The sequence below is a fragment of the Streptosporangium sp. NPDC000563 genome (genome assembly GCF_040299985.1).
Lineage (GTDB): Bacteria > Actinomycetota > Actinomycetes > Streptosporangiales > Streptosporangiaceae > Streptosporangium.
This window is the reverse complement of the sequence record NZ_JBEPDA010000009.1, coordinates 235,518-251,687: the sequence shown is the minus strand read 5'-3', so window position 1 is coordinate 251,687 and position 16,170 is coordinate 235,518. Positions and strand designations below refer to the sequence as shown.

At 67.6% G+C, this 16,170-nt stretch carries 19 protein-coding genes and 1 pseudogene; 10 read left to right on the top strand and 10 right to left on the bottom strand.

Annotated elements, in window-relative coordinates; all coding sequences use genetic code 11:
* Positions 1 to 3: 3 nt before the first annotated feature.
* From ABT352_RS22485 to ABT352_RS22475, 3 genes are all read right to left on the bottom strand, one after another.
* Complete coding sequence (locus ABT352_RS22485; RefSeq protein ID WP_350946838.1) at positions 4 to 414, bottom strand: hypothetical protein; 411 nt, start codon at positions 412 to 414, stop codon at positions 4 to 6.
* 309 nt (positions 415 to 723) lie between these two features.
* Positions 724 to 1,914: a PQQ-dependent sugar dehydrogenase gene (locus ABT352_RS22480; protein WP_350946837.1), complete on the bottom strand. Its 1,191-nt coding sequence runs from the start codon at positions 1,912 to 1,914 to the stop codon at positions 724 to 726.
* 326 nt (positions 1,915 to 2,240) lie between these two features.
* Positions 2,241 to 2,876 (bottom strand): TetR/AcrR family transcriptional regulator, encoded by a 636-nt coding sequence (locus ABT352_RS22475; protein WP_350946836.1) that lies wholly within the window; start codon positions 2,874 to 2,876, stop codon positions 2,241 to 2,243.
* 58 nt (positions 2,877 to 2,934) lie between these two features.
* On the opposite strand from ABT352_RS22475, the gene ABT352_RS22470 reads away from it, so the two are divergent.
* From ABT352_RS22470 to ABT352_RS22460, 3 genes are read left to right on the top strand one after another with little or no spacing between them, the layout of a single operon-like run.
* Positions 2,935 to 3,231: a hypothetical protein gene (locus ABT352_RS22470; RefSeq protein ID WP_350946835.1), complete on the top strand. Its 297-nt coding sequence runs from the start codon at positions 2,935 to 2,937 to the stop codon at positions 3,229 to 3,231.
* Positions 3,228 to 4,091 carry a methyltransferase domain-containing protein gene (locus ABT352_RS22465; protein ID WP_350946834.1) on the top strand — a complete coding sequence of 288 codons (864 nt, stop codon included), beginning with the start codon at positions 3,228 to 3,230 and terminating at the stop codon, positions 4,089 to 4,091. Before ABT352_RS22470 ends, ABT352_RS22465 begins: the two co-directional genes overlap by 4 nt.
* A 55-nt stretch (positions 4,092 to 4,146) precedes the next feature.
* The gene (locus ABT352_RS22460; protein WP_350946833.1) at positions 4,147 to 4,542 is read left to right on the top strand and encodes a hypothetical protein; all 396 of its coding nucleotides are present in this window, start codon (positions 4,147 to 4,149) and stop codon (positions 4,540 to 4,542) included.
* 15 nt (positions 4,543 to 4,557) lie between these two features.
* On the opposite strand, the gene ABT352_RS22455 is transcribed toward ABT352_RS22460, so the two are convergent.
* Positions 4,558 to 4,854 (bottom strand): methyltransferase domain-containing protein, encoded by a 297-nt coding sequence (locus ABT352_RS22455; protein ID WP_350946832.1) that lies wholly within the window; start codon positions 4,852 to 4,854, stop codon positions 4,558 to 4,560.
* Between the two features lie 330 nt (positions 4,855 to 5,184).
* On the opposite strand from ABT352_RS22455, the gene ABT352_RS22450 reads away from it, so the two are divergent.
* Positions 5,185 to 5,862: a response regulator transcription factor gene (locus ABT352_RS22450; RefSeq protein WP_350946831.1), complete on the top strand. Its 678-nt coding sequence runs from the start codon at positions 5,185 to 5,187 to the stop codon at positions 5,860 to 5,862.
* 29 nt (positions 5,863 to 5,891) lie between these two features.
* On the opposite strand, the gene ABT352_RS22445 is transcribed toward ABT352_RS22450, so the two are convergent.
* Positions 5,892 to 7,181, bottom strand: a complete 1,290-nt coding sequence (locus tag ABT352_RS22445; RefSeq protein ID WP_350946830.1) for a sensor histidine kinase — start codon at positions 7,179 to 7,181, stop codon at positions 5,892 to 5,894.
* Positions 7,182 to 7,589: 408 nt separating this feature from the next.
* On the opposite strand from ABT352_RS22445, the gene ABT352_RS22440 reads away from it, so the two are divergent.
* Together ABT352_RS22440 and ABT352_RS22435 are read left to right on the top strand one after the other, a co-directional pair.
* The gene (locus ABT352_RS22440) at positions 7,590 to 7,880 is read left to right on the top strand and encodes a hypothetical protein (RefSeq protein ID WP_350946829.1); all 291 of its coding nucleotides are present in this window, start codon (positions 7,590 to 7,592) and stop codon (positions 7,878 to 7,880) included.
* A 463-nt stretch (positions 7,881 to 8,343) separates the two neighbouring features.
* Positions 8,344 to 9,438, top strand: a complete 1,095-nt coding sequence (locus tag ABT352_RS22435) for a bile acid:sodium symporter family protein (protein WP_350946828.1) — start codon at positions 8,344 to 8,346, stop codon at positions 9,436 to 9,438.
* A 128-nt stretch (positions 9,439 to 9,566) separates the two neighbouring features.
* On the opposite strand, the gene ABT352_RS22430 is transcribed toward ABT352_RS22435, so the two are convergent.
* The 3 genes from ABT352_RS22430 to ABT352_RS22420 all read right to left on the bottom strand — a co-directional run bounded on the left by ABT352_RS22430 (position 9,567) and on the right by ABT352_RS22420 (position 11,450).
* Positions 9,567 to 10,283 (bottom strand): ABC transporter permease, encoded by a 717-nt coding sequence (locus ABT352_RS22430; protein ID WP_350946827.1) that lies wholly within the window; start codon positions 10,281 to 10,283, stop codon positions 9,567 to 9,569.
* Between the two features lie 136 nt (positions 10,284 to 10,419).
* On the bottom strand, positions 10,420 to 10,635 hold the full coding sequence (locus ABT352_RS22425) for a DUF397 domain-containing protein (protein ID WP_350946826.1): 216 nt from the start codon (positions 10,633 to 10,635) through the stop codon (positions 10,420 to 10,422).
* A complete protein-coding gene (locus ABT352_RS22420; RefSeq protein WP_350946825.1) occupies positions 10,623 to 11,450 on the bottom strand; it encodes a helix-turn-helix domain-containing protein in 828 nt (275 codons plus the stop codon). The genes ABT352_RS22425 and ABT352_RS22420 overlap by 13 nt, the downstream gene beginning before the upstream one ends.
* Before the next feature lie 225 nt (positions 11,451 to 11,675).
* Between ABT352_RS22420 and ABT352_RS22415 the strand changes: the two genes are divergently transcribed.
* A complete protein-coding gene (locus ABT352_RS22415) occupies positions 11,676 to 12,134 on the top strand; it encodes an ATP-binding protein (RefSeq protein WP_350946824.1) in 459 nt (152 codons plus the stop codon).
* Between the two features lie 556 nt (positions 12,135 to 12,690).
* Here the strand turns inward: ABT352_RS22415 and ABT352_RS22410 are convergent.
* Entirely contained in the window at positions 12,691 to 13,287 is a 597-nt protein-coding gene (locus ABT352_RS22410) for a hypothetical protein (protein WP_350946823.1), read from the bottom strand.
* A gap of 190 nt (positions 13,288 to 13,477) precedes the next feature.
* Between ABT352_RS22410 and ABT352_RS22405 the strand changes: the two genes are divergently transcribed.
* Positions 13,478 to 14,098, top strand: coding sequence for an IS630 family transposase (locus ABT352_RS22405; RefSeq protein ID WP_350946822.1), 621 nt, complete (start codon positions 13,478 to 13,480; stop codon positions 14,096 to 14,098).
* A 13-nt stretch (positions 14,099 to 14,111) separates the two neighbouring features.
* The gene (locus tag ABT352_RS22400) at positions 14,112 to 14,576 is read left to right on the top strand and encodes a transposase (RefSeq protein ID WP_350946857.1); all 465 of its coding nucleotides are present in this window, start codon (positions 14,112 to 14,114) and stop codon (positions 14,574 to 14,576) included.
* A gap of 29 nt (positions 14,577 to 14,605) precedes the next feature.
* Here the strand turns inward: ABT352_RS22400 and ABT352_RS22395 are convergent.
* A pseudogene (locus ABT352_RS22395) lies at positions 14,606 to 15,225 on the bottom strand (transposase); the annotation flags it as partial.
* A gap of 115 nt (positions 15,226 to 15,340) precedes the next feature.
* Between ABT352_RS22395 and ABT352_RS22390 the strand changes: the two are divergent.
* Positions 15,341 to 16,096, top strand: a complete 756-nt coding sequence (locus ABT352_RS22390) for an SDR family NAD(P)-dependent oxidoreductase (protein WP_350946820.1) — start codon at positions 15,341 to 15,343, stop codon at positions 16,094 to 16,096.
* Positions 16,097 to 16,170: the final 74 nt, after the last annotated feature.

Sequence of the window (16,170 nt, the reverse complement as noted above, 5' to 3'; positions counted from 1 at the left end):
CTCCTATTCGACACTGGCGGATCGGCGGCGCCGTACCGAGATCAGCGTGACCACGACTCCGGCGGCCAGCAGCCCACCACCGAGCAGGACCACCGTCGCCACGGGCGTTCCCGTGAACGGCAGTTCCGCCACCGGGTCCGACGACCGGCAGCCCTCTGCTCCGCAGCCGTCGGAGCAGTCGTTCCCCTCACAGTCGTCCGAGAAGCCGCCGTTGCCCTCCCGGTCCCTCTGGTGGTTGTTCTCCCTGTCCCTCAGGTTGATGTTGTTGGCGTTGTCGCTCTCCTGCTTGATGCTGTTGACGCTCTCGTTGGGACCCGGCGGGTACAGCACCTCCTCGGCCGCAGGCGTCGGCTGAACGGTCGCGGCGAAGGCCGTCGCGGAGGCCCCGAGGGGCAAGGCGGCCCCGGCGCTCACCGCCAAAACAATAGATATTAGATAATTTTTTACCATTTCAAACTCCCGGCGGCAGCATTTCAGGCTATGGAAATAGCACCCGTAATTCGGGCAACATGTCCACGGAATCCGTTATATGCACCATCGCCGGGAGCGAGAACGCCGCCTCGCCACGTTTGTCGAACAATCACCGACTTTTCTCCCCCTCGTGACGAGACGACACGACCTCCGACGGCGCGCTCTCGGACACCCGTCGCGGCGGGCGGAGCCGGAGGGTGCGCCGGGATCGCTAACCCGCCCCTCCCGAGGTGAACGTCCGGGGGGCGGGTTCTAACCGGCTCCCGGCTCCAGGCGGTAGACGGGTCCCGACAGGCTGAGCGCGTACAGCTCCCCGTCGTGGCCCTGGCCGAAGGACGACAACTGCTCCACCCTGCCGAGGTCGTCGCCGCTCCCCTCCCCTCCAAGGGGCGCGGCCTTGACCCAGCCCGCGCAGAAGTCGCCGTAGACGAATCGTCCCTCCAGGCCGGGGATCTTCTCGCCCCGGTAGACGTATCCGGCGATGACCGAGCAGTTGCCGTCCTCACGCAGCGGATACTCGATGATCGGGTCCACTGTGTCGTCGGCGTCGGCGGTGTCGCCGCCACCACCCCCGTCGAAGGGGTGGGTGCCCTCCTTGAGGTTCCAGCCGTAGTTGCGGCCCCCCTCGCCCTTCGGCTCGAAGTCGACCTCCTCCCAGGCGTTCTGGCCGACGTCCCCGATCCACATGTCGCCGGTCTCCGCGTCGAAGGTGAACCGCCAGGGGTTGCGCAGGCCGTACGACCAGATCTCCGGCTTGGCGCCCTGCCTGCCGACGAACGGGTTGTCGTCGGGAACCGTGTACGGGGTGCCGCGCGGGTCGATCCTGAGGATCTTGCCGAGCCAGGTGTCCAGTTTCTGGCCGTTGCCCTGCGGGTCTCCCCCGCTGCCGCCGTCGCCGAGGGCGATGTAGAAGTATCCGTCGGGTCCGAAGGCGAGCTGCCCGCCGTTGTGATTGGCGTACGGCTGCCGCTGGGTCAGCACGTCTCTGCGGCCGGTCGCCTTACCGTCGGCGAAGGCCCATTCGGTGACGTGGGTGGTCCCTTCGCGGTCGGTCCAGTTGAGATAGAGGAAGTCCCCCTCCGGATGGAAGGCAACCCCGAGCAGTCCCTGCTCGTTGCCCTTGCTGATCTCCCCGGAGAGGTCGACGACGGGCGCCTCGGCGACCTTCCCGTCCTTCACCGCGCGCAGCCGCCCCGTCTGCTCGGCGATGTAGAGCGTCTGGTCGTCCTTGCGCAGGGCCATCGCCACCGGCATGTCGAGCTGCGCGAACTCGGTGAAGCGGACCTTCGGTGCCGCCTGCCCCGCGGACTGCGTCTGGGAGGCCGTGGCGGTGGGTGGGACGGGCGCGGAGTCGGCGGACCCGGTGGTCCCGGTGGAGGAGCAGGCGACCAGCGCCGCACTCAGCAGGGCCAGGCCCAGTCCTGTCCGGCGGGAGATCGGCACGGTTTCAGCCTCCTGTGTTCTTCGCCTGCTCGAATGATCGTCTGTACGGGTCTACGCACCGGCCGCCGCAAAGGTTCCGGCCATACCTCGCGATTCCCGCACACCTGGCCCTCCCCCATCCAGATCCATCCATTCTTCCGGGCCGCCTTCCCCGGCCTGTCCGCTGGGTGGCGAGCCTGGTCTGCGAGATCACGGTGCTCTGGATGCCGTCCACGAGCACGATGGCTCAAGACGGCGAAAGCCCTCGGCCGGAGGCTTCACCCCGCGCGCTCGCTCAGTGAGATGGCATCCGGCGGACAGCCGGCTGCGGGGCCGGACGACAGGACTCAGTCGAACACCGCGCCGGCGACCGTGTCGACGTACCAGCGTTCGAAGCGTTGCACCGGCCAGCCGCGTTCGCGGACCAGCCAGTCGTAGTTACGGAAGTCCATGGCGAGCCAGAGCACGTCGGCGACGCTGTCGGTGTCGTGGCCTGCGCGCACGGCACCGGTCTCGACCAGCTCGGCGGCGAACATGGTCATGCCGCGGCGGCGTTCCTCGACGTTCTTGCGCCAGATCTCGGCGGCGTCGGAGTCGGCGGTGGCCGCACCGGCCAGGATGATCATTATGGCGGCGTGCCGGGCGTGGACCTCGGAAAGGTGCCGGGCATAGCGGGCCAGCTTGGCACGCGGGTCGGTCAACGCCTGGATCTCGACGACGAAGGACCGGCTGGGCATGTCCACGGGCTCGTCGTCGCCGGCGATGGACACATCGACGAGCTGCGACAGCAGTTGCCGTTTGCTGCCGAACACGGCGTAGACGGTCTGAACCGCGACGCCCGCCTCGGCGGCGACGGCGGCCAGCGTGGTGGCTGCGTAGCCCGATCGAACGAACAGCCGACCGGCCGCGTCCAGGATCGCGCGCCTGGTCTGGCGTGCCTGCTCCTGCCGCCGCTTCGACTCGTACCGCCTCTTGACAACCATCGCCTCACTGTAGTGCTCTATTGGATAGAGTTGAACTTTATTCAAAGGATGTGATCATATGCCGTTCGGCGTGCTCCAGGAGATGCCCGGTGTCAGCGAGTCGGAATATCGCCTGGTCGAGCAGCATCTCGGCCCGGACCGCCCGCCGGGCCTGCTCGCCCACGTGGCGGGGCCGGTCGAGGGCGGCTGGCGGATCATCAACGTCTGGCAGGACGAGGCGGCGTTCCGACGCTTTCAGTCAGAGCGGCTGATGCGGGCGGCGGGGCTGGCCGCTCAGGCGGAAGGGTTCGACGCCGGCAAGAGCGCCGGATTCAGGTCCATGACGGTCGACGGCACCGAAATGCCGTTCCGATGAGCGATGTCGGCACGCTACGCGCCCGCAACGTCGCGTTCTGGAGACAGGCCGCGCCGGGATGGGTCCGCCATGCGCGACGTCAGGACGAGTACGGCAAACCGCTCGGCGCCGTGGCGATGGACCGGCTCGCGCCCCGCCCCGGGGAGAGTGTCCTTGACATCGGGTGCGGGTGCGGCGGCACCACCGCCGAGATGGCGCTCGCCGTCGGCCCGGCGGGCACGGCCGTCGGCGTGGACCTCGCGGAGTCGATGGTGAGCGCCGCCTCCGCGCGCTTTCCCGCAGATCGGCATCCGGGCCTGAACTTCGTGACCGCCGACATCGAGACCGTTGCACACATCCCGGGAGCACCGTTCGACGCGGTTTTCTCCCGTATGACGTTGATGCTGCTGGCAGACCCGGTGGCCGGCTGCACCACGATCCGGCGGGCACTGCGCCCCGGCGGCCGGTTGGCCGCGACCGTATTCCGCGACGGCGGCGCCAACCCGTGGCTGACGCTCGCGGTACTCGGCACCGCACCGCACGTGGGCTCGCTACCGCCGCTGCCGATAGGCAACGAGCCGGGCCCGTTCTCCTTCGCCGAACCGGCCCGCGCCACCCGGATTCTCGCCGCCGCCGGTTTCACGGAGATCGATCTCACGCCACACGATGTGGTGATGTCCACACCCGACGAACCCGAACCGGTGGCCAAGTGGCTCATCGAGATCGGCCCCGCCGGCGCCGCCTACCGGGCCACCTCCGCCGAAAAACAGGCGGCCGCGCGCGCGGCGACGGCCAGACTGCTTGAGCGGTTCCGCGAACGACCCGGCGGATACCGGATCCCGGCCGGCATCTGGCTCGTCACGGCACTGCGGGCACCGTGAAGCCACACCGACCGAACCTCGACGGCCATCAACCTTTCAGAACGGCGTCAATGTGTTGACAGGAAGAACGAAGTCGCTTCTGACGGCGACGATGCTGGGCTGCGCGCTGCTCCTGTCCAGCTGCGGCGGTGGCGATGCGGACGATCCGGCTCCGCCGACCGGCGCGGCGACACAGGCGCCCGAACCCTCCGGCGCCACCTGCGACCAGGCCGCGGACACGGTCAAGAACCACCTGAACAGCCCTGACGTCACCTCGGTCACCGTCGTGGGCCAGTGCACCCTGGTCGTGGTGGAGACCACGCTCGGCGACGACGACACCACCGCCGCACGGCAGCTGTGCGAGCGCGCGGGCGAGGTCGCGTACACCGGGGACATCAACGCGATCTCGGTGAAGTCCCGGTCGGACGCGGAAATCTCCAACGGCATCACCGGCATGAAGTGCCTCCCCTGACCCACGGGGGATCGGCTACGCCGGAAGGTTCCAGCTCGGCCCTGCGGGGTCACCGAGCCAGACGCGCTGGCGTTCCCTCGTGACGGTGAGCCCGAACCCGGACTGATGCGGAGATCCAGCCTTCTGCCAGGTGAGGAGGGCCTCTTCGACCTCGTCCCACAGCTTGATCGGCCCATGCTGGTACACCGTCCATCCGCCCGCGGGATCCGGTGCGGTGTCGGCCCGCGAGCCGGTACCGACATCCAGCAGAAGTATGGATTCCTCGCTCCAGGACGGCTGGGCCTGCGGGGTGGCGAGTTGGGCCATCCACACGGCCGTATCGTCACTTCTGAGAATCGAGGGGTCGATCCTGCTCCTGCGCGCCAAGGAGTGCCCCGGCTGACCTATCGGGACGCGCTGCCTCAGGAGTGGATGTGGTGTCGCGATTCGCTCGCTTTGTGGATCATGAGCGACGACGATCCTCAGTTCGGGTACGGCACGGGAAGGCACTCGTTGTGGCCGGTGCGGGATCCCCGATCGTGTCCGAACATCCGGCCGGCTCTTCCTCGATCGGTGTCTCCGAAGGGAAGCCTGGTCAGGACGACCGGGCTGACCACTGACGGTTTTTCTCGCCTTGGCAGCGCAACTCGTAACATCGGCCGCATGGCATGTGTGCTGGTCGTGGAGGACGATCTGGTCATCCGGTCCGAGCTGGTCGAGGCGCTGGCCGCCCAGGGTTATGAGGCGGAGTCGGCTACGGACGGGGCCGAGGCGGTGCAGGCGGCCGAGCGGCATCAGCCAGATCTTGTGCTGCTGGATCTGGGGCTGCCTGATGTGGATGGGGTGACTCTGTGCAGGCGGTTGCGCATGAGGGTGCCGGACACGGTGATCGTCGTGTTGACGGCCCGTACGCAGGAGTTCGAGGTCGTGGTGGCGCTGGACGCCGGGGCTGATGACTATCTGACCAAGCCGTTCCGGCTGACGGAGCTGATGGCCAGGATCCGCGCACACCTGCGGCGGCGCGGCCCGGTACCGGGAGAGCGCATACTGACCGCTGGGCGGTTGCGCCTCGATCTGCCCGCGCGGCGCGCCTATGTCGGGCAGGCCGAGGTGGTGTTGCGGCCCAAGGAATTCGACCTGCTGGCGGCGCTGGTCAGCCGGGCGGGCGAGGTGGTGACGCGTGAGCAGCTGATGGACGAGGTGTGGGACGAGCACTGGTTCGGCCCCACCAAGACGCTGGATGTGCACGTGTTCGCGCTGCGCCGCAAGCTGGCCGAGCACGGCGAACCGATGGAGAGGATCGTTACGGTGCGGGGGCGCGGCTACCGCTACGAGCCGTGACCCGCCCCCCGGCCGCCCATGTCCCGCCGCTAGGTGTCGTGTCCGGGGAGCAGCAGACTGAACAGCGGGGGCCTGGCACGGCTGAGTACCAGCCTGCCGCCTTCCGCTTCGGCCAGTGACCGAGCCAGGGCCAGGCCGATGCCGTGGCTGTGTCCGCTGGACCTGATGAACGGGTCGCTCTCGTGAGCCACACCGAGCCCATGATCGCTCACCTCGACGGCCATGCCGGGGCCCACGTCGGAGACGGTGACGGCGACCTCTCCCTGGCCGTGGCGCAGGGCGTTGTCGAGCAGGACACGCAGGATCTGCCGGACGGCGGCGGCCTGGGCGGCCACCGGCGGTAGTGCGGGTTCCACGGTGATGGCCAGGCGGCGGCCTTGGCGGGCCAGCGGACCGTGCCATTCTTGCCGGATCTCCTCCATGAGCGCGTCCACGTCGAGGCGCTCGGCGGGTGCGCCGCTGTCGCGGCTGAGCCGTACGAGATCGTCGAGGATTTCCTGCAGCCTCTCCCCCCTGGTCAGTGCCGCCTGAACCGCCGGGGCCAGATCCGCGCCAGGCCGGGACAGCGCCGATTCCAGGCCGAGCAGCAGGCCGGTCAGCCCGGTGCGCAACTGGTGGGAGACGTCGGCGCTGAAGGCCCGCTCGCGGGCGAGCACGTCACCGAGGCGGCGCGCCGTCGACTCCAGCGCTTGTGCGGCCTGGTCGGCCTCGCGTAGCCCGGAGGGTGCGGCGCGAACGCTGAAATCGCCGCCGCCGAGTGCCTGCGCTGCGGCGGTCAGCCGCTCCAGGGGGGCGGCGAGCCGGGCCGACTGGCGTACGGCCGCGCCCGCGGCCAGCGCGACCACGATCGTCGCCAGCCCGCCCATGAGCAGCCACGCCTGGTGGATGCGCTGCTCGACCTGCGTGTTCGGCGTCGCCACCCGGATGATCAGCGCGGGGCCCTCGTCGGAGGGGACGGGAGTGGACACGGCCAGGAAGCCGCCCTCCACCGTGTCGTGGACACGGCCGTCCTTGCTGGAGGTGGCCAGGCGGGAGTAGGCAGGGCCGTTGCCGAACAGGCGGGCACCGGCCAGGGTATAGCCGCCGACGGCCAAGTCGCCCGGCAGGCCCGTCGGCAGCTTCAACGGCGCCCGCGGTTCGTCGGGGACGGCGGCGGCGACCCAGGAGGCGTCGCGTTGCAGGGCAGCCACCGTCTGGGCGTGGTAGAGGATGTTCACCGCGATCGCCAGAGGCGCCAGGAAGAGCGCGACGGCCACGGCGGTCACGCTGATGATCACCGCCAGCACCCGCCGCCGCAGCGGCATGCCCTGCGCTGTCACCCTTCCAGGGTGGCAGAAGGAAGGTAAATGTCCCGCTAACCCGTCGCTGAGTGGGCGCTTGCCGGTCTGTTCCCAGCGTGGGAGACATGAAAGGGCGGCGAAGCGTCATCGCCCTGGTCATGGCCTGGCTGGAGGGCCCGCTCGATCCAGCGGGTGACCGTCGACCGGCAGGTGGAGCAACAGCCCGGCCAGAGCCTGTCCGTCCCGAGGCCTGGCACGTCCCGGCACATGACAGCGCCCGCTCAGCACTCGGTTGGCGCGGCGCTTACCTCTGTGCGCGCGGCAGCGTGCGCATTCATGTTTCGGGCCAGTATTAACCTCGCGTTATCGTTGGCCGAACCTGCCGCTATCCCACGTTTCCGCAGGCTGAGGGCATCAGTACAACGTCAATGCATCGGAGATATTTCAATGCGCAGGTCTGTGATCATCCCCGGGCTCGCCACAGTGGCCGTCCTCGTGGCGGGCGGCGGAGTCGCCGCGTACGCCTCCTCCCTCGACCAGAGCCCCGCTCCCTCCTCCCAGTCCTCCACTGCCCCCTCCGAGCAGACCCCCGACAACGAGGCCGCCACGCCCGCGGAGAGCGCGGAGCCCGACGAGGGCACCACGGAGGACGAGCAGGGCCGGAAGGCAGAGGCCGAGGACGGCCAGGACGACACAGCCGGCGAAAAGGCCGAGGACGGCCAGGACGACAAGGGGTAGGAGGGCAAGCAGGACCAGGCGGGTGACCAGCACAAACAAGAGGGCAAGGGCGACGCCTCCGAGCCCGAGGACGACTGAGCCCAAGGACGGCTGAGCCGAGCGCCGGACACCCCAAGACTCGCTGTGCCGGGGTGCCCGGCTCGTTCCTGAGCGTTCGGCCCTGCGCCTGCGGTCGTCGCCGCAGCTTCGGGCGTCTCGCCACGGCTTGTCGTCGCTTGGCGATGCCGGGCGGAGCGTCGCTTCGCGGCGACGCAACGGAAGCCACGGGAAAGCTCTTTGACCTGGCCGGCACAGGAGCGTGCCGAGGTCGGCCTGTCCGGCGTCGCGACAAAGTCCTCCGCCACCACGAGCGCGCGCCTGGCTGGGCTGCCTCGGGAAAACGGGCGCGTCGAATTCCTTTTCACTCAGCAAAATTACCGAAAGTAATCGATAGGTCACTTGGATGATTAAGCGGGTAGTGGGCATGGCGCAGCAGCGGCTGCTCGCATTGATGATCGTCTGTTATCTGCTGGCTGCGGTCGTGCCAAGGCCGGGCGAGGCTTTGCGGGCGATGGTGCTTGGATCGGGTGGTTCGGTCACGGTGCCCATGGTTTTGCTGGCTGTGATGTTGTCGACCGCGGGTCTTGGGGTGCGGGTGCGTGATCTGTGCGCTGTGGCGGGCAGGCCCCTGCGGCCGGCCTCGGGCGTGGCGGTGAACGCGCTCCTGCCGGTGGTGCTGTTGCCGGTCGCTGCGATATGCCTGCGGGCCTGGCCCGACGCCGCGGAGGCGGAGTGCCTCGCGGTCGGATTGCTGCTGGTGCTGGCGATGCCGATCGCAGGCGGAGCTGCGTCCTGGGGGCAGCACGCGGGTGGCAACGTCGCATTGGTGGTCGCCATGGTCGTGGGTTCGACGCTGCTCAGTCCTGTCACGGTTCCGCTGGGGCTGGCCGTGTCCGCCGCCCTGGTCGGCCCGGCGGGCACAGGCAGCCTTGATGACACGGCGCGGCTCGACGGGCTGGCCGCGACGGCGGGCGCCGGCGCGTTCGCCCTGGCCTTGATCGTGCTGCCGTGCCTGGCCGGAGTCGTCGTGCGGGCCATGCTCGGGGAGCGGCGAGCAGCACGCGGCACCCCGGTCATCAAGCTGGTCAACATCGTGAACATCCTGCTGCTGTGCTACATCAACGCCTCCGGCGCGCTCGGGCAGGCGCTGTCACACCCCGACCCCGACTTCCTGGTCCTGGCCGCCGGCATGGCCGGCGCGGTCTGCTGCCTGTCCTTCCTCGTCGGCAGGTGGATGTCCCGATGGACCCGATGCGACACTCCGGACGGCATCTCGCTCACCTTCGCCACCGGCATGAACAACACCAGCGCGGCGGCGGTCCTGGCCGCAAGCTGGTTCGCGCACCGTCCGCAGGTCCTCCTGCCGATCCTGGCCTACAGCCTGCTGCAGAAGCTCGCCGCCAGTGTGTTCGGAACCCGGCCGCCCGCCCGGCATGCGGCGCCGTCACGAGCCCTCCCTCGCCGTCTCGGTGACGCATATCGCCGACCGGCTACGCCAGGTGCGCGGCTTGATCTTTGAACTTCGACCGGCTCGCCGGCGCGACGGTCTCTTCAACCGGTCCAGATCGCTTTTGCCGCCTTGGCCGAAAGCTGAGCGTGAAGCATCTCCCCACCCCCGCCGAACTGGGACGCGCCAGGCCAGACGGTTCACGTGAAGCACCCACGCGCGACCATCTCGGTCGTCACCACGATCGCGACCGCCTCGGCGGCCAGCAGAGCCACCAGGACGACGAGTTGTACGACTCCGGCCTCGGTCGGGCTCGCCCCGCCGAGCAGCATCCCGACGAAGGCGCCAGGCAGGGTGACGAGCCCTACCGTCCGGGTCTGGTCCAGCGCGGGGACCAGAGCCTGGGCCGCCGCTGGGCGACAGATCTCCAGCGCCGCCTCCCTGGGCAGGAAGCCCAACGCCAGAGCCGCCTCCACTTCTCCCCGTCGCTGGACCAACTCCTCAACGGCCCGCCGTCCGGCCAGAGAGGTAGCGGTCAGGCAGCCACCCAGCAGGATCCCCGCGATCGGGATCACGACGATCCCGTTCGGGGAAACCGTCCCGCTCACGGCCAGCATCGCCAGCACCGGCGCGGCGCCCGCCGCGATCGGCACCGCCGCCCACCATGCCTTCCGGCCGCGCGTGATGCGCCGGCCCGCGGTGAAGGCGGCCACACCGTACATGAGCAGGACGAACCCCGCCGTGGCCGCGAAGGAGGCGATCACCCAGGCGATCAGCACAGAGACCGCGCCGAGTTGGGCGGCCGCCCGCAGGCAGGCGGAAAGGACCGCTCGTCCATGTCCGAGCCGGCCGAGCCAGGCCACCGACGCACCCAGCACGACGAGGGCGACCAAGACCACCGGCAGGAGAACGGTCACGGAGATCAACGAAGAGGAACGCACAACAGGTAGTGTGCCGCCGACCCCGTCTCGGAGAGGTGCCGACCATGAGCGCGCCGCACACAAGAAGACCTCCGGCAATGGAGCCGGAGGTCCTTTTCAGCTTGAGAGAAGACTAAAAATCAAATTCGCCCTTCTTGGTGCCGTCCACGAAGGCGTCCCAGACGCCGGCGCTCACTACGAAGGGGGCCTTTTCGGGTGCTTCGGTGTCCCGTATGCCTACCCGGCCACCGGACAGCGGGGCGACTTCGATGCAGTTGCCGTCATTCGAGCTGGATTTTCTGGCCTTCCGCCAGGCGGCGTTCTCTAGCTCAGCGGTCAGGTCGTCCATACCTTCACCATCACCTCTCGTATGAGCTGTGTCGAGGCGTGTTGCGAGTGCGCATCCCCTCGAATCGCCTCATATCTCAGGATAATCTCCTCGACCTCTTCGGAGCGATCGGTTACATGCCCGACTCCGGGTGATTCGAGGTAGGCCGTATCCGGAGCTCCCCTGATCTGGGCCACGGCGAACCCGCCAGAGAGGCCCGTGGTGGAACCCAGGTCGAAAGGAACGACCTGGATGCTGATGCGTGGGGACTCTATCGCTTCCAACAGGTGCGCGAGCTGCCGACGCATCACCTCGGGGCCACCGATGGGCCGCCTCAGTACGCTCTCGTCGATCACGACCCAGTACATCGGCTGGCTGGTGCGTTGGAAGAGCTTCTTCCTGCCCATCCGGATATCGAGAGCCTTGGCTACGTGGTCGTCCGTGGCTCCCGGTTTGCCCCGGATCACTGCCCGCGCGTACTCCTCGGTCTGTAGAAGCCCCGGCAGCACGAGGGGCTCCCACGTGCGGATGACCTCTGCCTCCGCCTCGACCTCCAGCCAGCTGCGGAACCATCGCGGAGACGTTTCCCTTGTGAGGATCGGCCAATGTGTGAGCAGTTCACCGCTGAGCCCGAGTGCCGTCTCGCACCGCTCCACGAAGACGCGCGGCGGCTTTCTGACCGCTCGTTCCACCTGCCCGACCATGCTCGTACTGAATCGAATTCTGTCCGCCAACTGATCCTGAGACCAGCCGAAAGATTCCCGATATTTACGTAGTTCATAGCCAAATAGGGCCAAAGGTCCAGCATGTGGATCTAGCTCTTTAGGTGCGGGCATAACGACTCCGTGACGGCGGGTTCGCACAATGATCACACACGTAACACCGAGGTCAGTACTGATCTGTCCGAAGGTGTCTTAACGGTTCCACACAAAAGATAGCTCGTTACAGGCACTCTGGGAACTGCCCGACAGAAAACATGGCCTTGAATCGAGGCCCTGCCACACAGGTCGGCGAAGATCGCGTGCCACCAGCGGAAACTCTTAGCGAGCGAGGTGAAACCGATGAATGCCGGACATATCCATCAAAGGAGGATGCTCCTAGGAGAAATCATCCTGGAAAGCACTCCCGCCTCTGCAGGTTTGGCCAGGGAAGCGGCACGAGACATTATCGGCCACGACCACCCAATAAAAGACGACGTCGCATTAGTCGTCTCCGAACTCGTAACCAATGCTTTCAAGTATTCGGATCGAGGTGGAATCGGAGCGGTGATCAGACTCGCCTTGTTCAGCGAAGGTCCGGTCCTGCGGGTGGAGGTGAGCGATCGCGGGTCCGCGCACGAGATCCCACGTTGTGAAGCGCCCTACGCAGATGGGGAGAACACCGACGCCGAGTCCGGGCGTGGCTTGGTGATCGTTGACGGGCTGTCGCAGGGCAACTGGGGAAGCCACACCCACGACCAGGGAAGGACCGTGTGGTGCGAGCTGGCCGCCGAGCCCATCGCGGAGAGATGCCGACCATGACGGAAAACACGATCACTGAAGCGATCGGGAAGGTTACCGACTTCATCATCGTCGCCGTCTTCTTCGTGAAGGGCTGACGCGACGGGTGGCGACCACGGCACCGGGACTCGTGGCGCACCCCCTGAGACTCCCCCGGTAGGGCGCGATTCTTCCCTGGTCAGTCCCCCTGACCGTGCCCTACCGGGGGCAAAGCCCCCTGACCGCAAGGTGAGACCCCACACCACTGTCCCTCCTCAACCCCCGCGAGGGCGGAAAGCGGTCAGGGGGCATACAATCTTTTTCGGGCCAACGTCGTTTATAGAGAGGCGCGGACCTGCCGACGTCATCGAGCGCACGTGGAGTACGCCGAAGGTGCCCCTGTGGGGTTCCCCGTTCTCGTTCCGAGAGTCTGCCCTCGGTGGTAAGGATCGGCGCGGCCAGCCGCTGGCGCACATCCAGCGCATCCAGCGCCCGCGTCCGGGCCGGTATCCGAACGAGTCATCATGGAAGATCGACTTGGTCCGGGGCTCCAGTGCCAGCGCGGCCGCCGAGGTCACTCCGTGCTCGGGCGACGCGATTACTTTCGTGTTCTCTTGTATTCAGCGAGAGCGGTACGGATGTCGGCGGTGGCGGTGTCCTTTCCGAACATGCTGTAGACGGTGATCTCATGCTCCGCGGACTCGCCGAAAGGCTCGTCGCCGCCACCGTCACTATCCCACCGGCGCTCTCGCTGGTACTCATCGTAGTGTCCGATGAGGGTGGCGCACCCGGCCTGGACACGTTTCGCGCCCGCCCAGGCTCCACCACACGCCGGACGTTCGGTGAAGACCCAGTCGAGAACGTATATCCTGGGCCAGTCTTCGGTCTTCTTGAGTTCGGCGAGCCTCTCGTCGAAATGAAAGAACTGATACTCTGAGTGACTGTTGTTGACTCTGGCCTTCTTCCCGTAAATGCCGTACTCCACCATCACCCCAGCACCCGTGCTGGTCGCGGGGAGCACCAGGTCGGGGAATAAATCCGGCGAACACAGGTGCGGGTTTTTTTCGCGTCGGGTGAAATGGAACGTTGCAATGTTCTGGCCGGGCGTGATTCCCCCGCGCGCGCGGAGCCTGGCCGCCGCCGACGTGTACACGCCCTGACCGTACGCCTCATTTTGCACCCATTCATACTTCATGCATTCTCCATTTGCCTTGCGGACTTTCGCGACATTCGGACGTTACGTCACGGTACGTAATCTGTCGAGTTATACATATCTCCCCCGAACGCCTATATCGCTAGTGGCGCGTCACTGAACCTTGCTGGGCTATTTGATCTCGGCGGGTGAGCAGGCCAGCCTGGTCCCGGAGTAGTTCTGGGAGGTGGTCATGGCACGTAAACCCGAGGTGTTCGTCCGTGCGCTGACGATGGAGGAAGGACGGCGCCTGCAAAGGATCACCCGATCGGCCAAGGATCCGGTGAAACTGCGGCGGGCGATCGTGGTGCTGATGTCCGCACAAGGACAGTCGGCTTCGGCGATCACGTCGTTGATGCAGGTCAGTGACGACTACGTGCGCCAGGTGGTGCACGCGTTCAACGAGCGGGGGTTTGAGGCTCTGGACCCAAAATGGAGCGGGGGTCGTCCACGCAGGATCAGTGAGTGGGTGCGCGAGCGCATCTGCCTGATCGCCCGGACGACCCCCGCCGAGTGGGGCCTGACCGGCTTTTCCACCTGGAGCCTGTCCAAGCTCGCCGCCCACCTGGTCGAGCTGCGGCTGGTGACCTCGATCAGCCGCCAGCACCTGGCGCGGATCCTCAAGGCCGGCAAGGTGTCATGGCAGAGCACCACGACGTGGAAGAGCAGCAACGACACCGACTTCGTCACCAAGATGCAGCGCATCCTGGCCCTGTACGACGCCCCACCACAGGGCGGACGGGTGGTGTGCGTGGATGAGTTCGGCCCCTTGAACCTGCAGCCCCGCCAAGGGCAAGGCCTGGCGGCCGGGTAAGAACCCCCGCCGCCTGCGGGCCACCTACAACCGCTACAGCGGGGTCATGCACCTGCTCGGCGCCCTGGACCTGGCCACCGGGAAAATCCACTACCGGATCCGTGAACGCAAACGATGGCGCGAGTTCCTGTCGTTTATCAAGTCCCTGCGCACCCGCTGGCCCGGCGGCACCCTCTACCTGATCGTGGACAACTACTCGCCGCACAAGCATCCCCAGGTCAAAGCCTGGGCCGCCGCCAACGACGTCGAGCTGGTGTTCCTGCCGACCTACGCCTCCTGGCTGAACTGGATCGAGTCCGAATTCGCCGCACTGCGCTACTTCGCCCTCAACGGCACCGACCACCGCAGCCACCCCGAGCAGAACGCCGCCATCGCCGCCTACATCCGCTGGCACAACCGGCACGCCCGGCCCAAGGTCAGCTTCGCGGCCAGTTCCCCGATCCGCTCATGGACCAGTTACCCCACCAAGGTTGCGTGACGCGCCACTAGTACGGCAGCCGCCATTTGTTAGCTGAGCTGCGAGTATGCCGTGGCCAGACGGGCACGGCGGTGGAACCAGCGGGCGCGTGCTTGGTGCCGCCGTCGCCAGGCTGACCCAGTGGGCGGCGTGTTCCAGCGACGATGTGCGGGTGGTAGCGACGTTGAACAGGCGCTTGATCTCGGCGACCGTCAGCGGGATCATGCCGGGCTCGGTGGATGGCCGCTGGTCGGGCCTGGTGGGCGGCGGGGCCTGGGTGTCGGTGCGGCGCCGGGGCATCGGCCGCGCTGACCGCGCAGATGGCCAGGGCGGCCATGACGAGCACGGTGTGACGCAAGATCGCCTCATACAGGCGGACCTGGGCTTGGTCCAGCAGGTGCACGGTGTTGATGCCGTTGTCGATGCCGCCCGCGCAGCCCATGTGCTGCCGCTTGACGCCCGCCGTCGCAGCGCCCTTCTTCTCCTGGCCGGACTCGTCCAGCACCCCGACGGTCAGACTTGCGGGGCGGGCGGCGGCGTCCAGGCGGGCGACGGCGAAGTGACGGACGGCGCTCATCGCGCCTGCGGTGTCCCATCTGGCGCGGTTCAGCAGTCGCTGGGTGGCATCGGGGCTGCGGTCACCTACCCATTCGGCGATCGTCCAGCCGTTGAGGTTCCCCCCGCGAGGACAGGGAGCGGCCAGGGGGCACATAACGCAAAAAGAACTCTCCGTCCGCGCCGGTCGCCTCGTCGGGGTCGCCCGCACCCGTCCCTAGACTGCAGGTATGCCAACCGCACTGATCACGGGGGCGACGGCCGGCATCGGTGCCGCCTTCGCCCGCCGCCTCGCCGCCGACGGATTCTCGCTCGTCCTGGTCGCCCGCGACGAGAAACGTCTCGTCTCCACCGCCGAGGAGCTACGCCTGCGGTACGGGGTGAGCAGTGAGGTGCTCGCCGCCGACCTGGTGACCGAAGAAGGGCTGGAGGCGGTGGAGCGGCGGCTTCACGAGGGGGTCGATCTGCTGGTCAACAACGCGGGCTTCGGCCACCAGGGGCACTTTCTCGACGTGCCCGTGGAGGAGGAGCGCAAGATGCTCAAGCTGCACTGCGAGGCGGTGTTGCGGCTCACGCTGGCGGCGCTGCCGGGGATGAGGGAGCGCGACCGGGGCGCGGTGATCAATGTCGCGTCGGTGGCGGCGTTCTTCGTGCGGGGTTCCTACAGCGCGTCCAAGGCGTGGGTGGTCGGCTTCAGCCAGTCCACGGCCGCCGAGCTGACCGGGAGTCGCGTGCGGGTCATGGCGCTGTGCCCGGGGTTCGTGCACACCGAGTTCCACGAGCGTGCCGCGATCGACAAGTCGGGGATCCCCGGGTTCCTCTGGCTGTCGGCGGACAACGTCGTCCGCGACGCCATGCGTGATCTGGCCCGCGGCGTGTGGGTGAGCGTCCCCGACCCGCGCTACAAGGTCATCGCCGGCCTCGGCAGGGTGCTCCCCGTCTCCCTGGTCGACAGGCTCTCGCGCGGCTTCGGCCGCCACCGGTAGCGAGCCCCGGCACGACGGAAGGGCCCGCGCCACGGGAGGGGTCGTGGCGCGGGCCCTTCCGGCCTGCGGTGATG

Excerpts from the sequence above, each read along its gene's own strand:
- ABT352_RS22450 (WP_350946831.1), top strand. The coding sequence starts at position 5,185 with ATGGCATGTGTGCTGGTCGTGGAGGACGATCTGGTCATCCGGTCCGAG.
- ABT352_RS22425 (WP_350946826.1), bottom strand. The coding sequence starts at position 10,635 with ATGGACGACCTGACCGCTGAGCTAGAGAACGCCGCCTGGCGGAAGGCC.
- ABT352_RS22465 (WP_350946834.1), top strand. The coding sequence starts at position 3,228 with ATGAGCGATGTCGGCACGCTACGCGCCCGCAACGTCGCGTTCTGGAGA.
- ABT352_RS22435 (WP_350946828.1), top strand. The coding sequence starts at position 8,344 with ATGGCGCAGCAGCGGCTGCTCGCATTGATGATCGTCTGTTATCTGCTG.
- ABT352_RS22440 (WP_350946829.1), top strand. The coding sequence starts at position 7,590 with ATGCGCAGGTCTGTGATCATCCCCGGGCTCGCCACAGTGGCCGTCCTC.
- ABT352_RS22405 (WP_350946822.1), top strand. The coding sequence starts at position 13,478 with ATGGCACGTAAACCCGAGGTGTTCGTCCGTGCGCTGACGATGGAGGAA.
- ABT352_RS22470 (WP_350946835.1), top strand. The coding sequence starts at position 2,935 with ATGCCGTTCGGCGTGCTCCAGGAGATGCCCGGTGTCAGCGAGTCGGAA.
- ABT352_RS22410 (WP_350946823.1), bottom strand. The coding sequence starts at position 13,287 with ATGAAGTATGAATGGGTGCAAAATGAGGCGTACGGTCAGGGCGTGTAC.
- ABT352_RS22390 (WP_350946820.1), top strand. The coding sequence starts at position 15,341 with ATGCCAACCGCACTGATCACGGGGGCGACGGCCGGCATCGGTGCCGCC.
- ABT352_RS22415 (WP_350946824.1), top strand. The coding sequence starts at position 11,676 with ATGAATGCCGGACATATCCATCAAAGGAGGATGCTCCTAGGAGAAATC.
- ABT352_RS22420 (WP_350946825.1), bottom strand. The coding sequence starts at position 11,450 with ATGCCCGCACCTAAAGAGCTAGATCCACATGCTGGACCTTTGGCCCTA.
- ABT352_RS22475 (WP_350946836.1), bottom strand. The coding sequence starts at position 2,876 with ATGGTTGTCAAGAGGCGGTACGAGTCGAAGCGGCGGCAGGAGCAGGCA.